Origin of the sequence: Rhodoplanes roseus (assembly GCF_003258865.1) — a bacterium.
Lineage (GTDB): Bacteria > Pseudomonadota > Alphaproteobacteria > Rhizobiales > Xanthobacteraceae > Rhodoplanes > Rhodoplanes roseus.
In genome coordinates, this window is the sequence record NZ_NPEX01000071.1 from 1 (window position 1) to 2080 (window position 2080).

The following is a 2080-nucleotide window of genomic DNA, read 5'->3' on the forward strand; positions in this document are numbered from 1 at the left end:
CTCGCGCCTGCGGCGCGCCCCGGAATGACGAGGTCTAGAGGACCTCGGCCGCCTGCTTCAGATCCGCCACCAGGTCGTCGATGTGCTCCAGGCCGACCGAGAGGCGCAGCATGCCGTCGCTGATGCCGAGGTCGGCGCGCTCCTCCGGCTTGAAGCGCGAATGCGTGGTGGTCGCCGGATGGGTGATCAGGCTCTTCACGTCGCCGAGATTGTTGGAGATTGAGACCAGCTTCAGGGCGTTCTGGAAGCGGAAGGCGCCGGCCTTGCCGCCCGTCACCTCGAAGGCGATCAGGGTCGAGGGCCCGCTCATCTGCCGCGCGATCACGTCGGCCTGCGGATGGTCCTTGCGGCCCGGATAGATCACCTTGGTGACGCCCGGAATGCCGAGCATCGCGTCGGCGAGCCGGCCAGCCGTCTCGGCCTGGCGGGCGATGCGCACCGGCATCAGCTCCAGGCTCTTGAGCAGCACCCAGGCGTTGAACGGCGAGATCGACGGGCCGGTCATCCGCAGATAGAGCTGGATGCGCTCCTCGATCAGCACCTTCGACGCGAGGATCGCGCCGCCCATGCAGCGGCCCTGGCCGTCGATGTGCTTGGTCGCCGAGTAGACGACCACGTCGGCGCCGAGCGCCAGCGGCCGCTGGTAGAGCGGCGTCGCGAACACGTTGTCGACGATCAGCAGCGCCCCGACCTCGTGCGCGATCGCGGCGATGCCGGCGATGTCCAGCACCTCCAGGGTCGGGTTGCACGGCGTCTCCAGGAAGAACACCGTCGTGTTCGGGGTCGCCGCGGCCTTGCGCCACTGGTCGAGGTCGGTGCCGTCGACCAGCGTCGAGGTCACGCCGAAGCGCGGCAGCATCTCCTCGATGATCCAGCGGCACGAGCCGAACATGGCGCGCGGCGCCACGACATGGTCGCCGGCCTTGACGAGACCCATCAGGGCGCCGTTCACGGCGGCCATGCCGGTGGCGACGGCGCGGCACGCCTCGGCGCCTTCCAGCATGGCCAGCCGGTCCTCGAACATCGAGACCGTCGGGTTGCTGTAGCGCGTGTACTGGTAGCCCGGATCCTCGTTCTTGAACCGCGCCTCGCAGGTTTCGGCGCGGTCGTAGACGAAGCCCTGGGTCAGGAACAGCGCTTCCGACGTCTCGCCGAACTGCGAGCGCAGGATGCCGCCGTGCACCAGGCGGGTCTCGGGATGGAGATGAGCGTCCGGCGCGGGCGGGCCGGGCGGCTGGGCTTTGCTGTCGAGCATTGGATGAGGATTTTCGTCTGGCCGGGATCGCTCCGGGGAGCAGTCCGGGGGGAGGGCGCCGCCGCGGCGGGAGCTGTGGCGACCGGTTCGCCGTCATAGAGCACAAGCCGGCCGCCGGGACCAGGGCCGCAGCCGCCGACGGAGAGCGACGCACCTGCCGGCGGGGGCGCCTGTGAAGACACGGCACAGGGCCGGGAGACCGTTCTCCGGACAGCGCTCGCCGGGTAACCGGTTTCTCCGAAGTGGCGACGCCGGAGAACCGCATCATCAAATTCGGTCCATGTCTTGCCAAAAGTAGAAAATTATTCTTTGTGCAGGGCAAGTTTGCGCCATCAGCCGACCGGAGCTTTCCGATGACGTCGCCCCGCAGCCGCTCGAACGTCCTGCCGTCCCGCCGCGCCGTGCTGGCGGGGATCGGAGCCGCGACGGGCCTCGTCGCCGTCGGCGGTCGTACGGTCCTCGCCCAAGCCGCGCCTGTAAAACTCCGGGTCGGCGTCATTCCGATTCTGGGGGCGGCGCCGATCTTCGTGGCGGACCGGGAAGGCTGGCTGAAGGCGGCGGGCCTCGACGTGTCGTTCACGACCTTCGAGTCCGGGCCGAACATGATCCAGGCGCTCGCCTCCGGCACCATCGACGTCTACGTGGCCGGCGTCGCGCCCCTGATCGTCGCCCGGTCGCGCGGCATCGACGTTCGGGTCGTCACGGCGACGGCCGTCGAGGAGATGACGTTCGTGGCGACCGGAAAGCTCGCCCGTCATTTCGAGCCCGGCGTCGCGCCGGCCGAGGCGTTCAAGCGTTTTCGCGCGGCGGCGGGGGCCCCCGCCC

Annotated in this window: 2 protein-coding genes; one reads left to right on the forward strand and one right to left on the reverse strand. The window is 69.5% G+C overall.

Annotation, left to right across the window (positions count from 1 at the left end):
- Positions 1-34: 34 nt before the first annotated feature.
- On the reverse strand, positions 35-1255 hold the full coding sequence (gene metZ / locus CH341_RS12585) for an O-succinylhomoserine sulfhydrylase (RefSeq protein WP_111419376.1): 1221 nt from the start codon (positions 1253-1255) through the stop codon (positions 35-37).
- A gap of 353 nt (positions 1256-1608) precedes the next feature.
- On the opposite strand from metZ, the gene CH341_RS35855 reads away from it, so the two are divergent.
- Positions 1609-2080 (forward strand): ABC transporter substrate-binding protein (locus CH341_RS35855; RefSeq protein WP_245431021.1); only part of this gene is annotated, 472 nt, incomplete at its 3' end.

Coding starts and splice junctions, on each gene's coding strand:
- metZ (WP_111419376.1), bottom strand. CDS start 1,255: ATGCTCGACAGCAAAGCCCAGCCGCCCGGCCCGCCCGCGCCGGACGCT.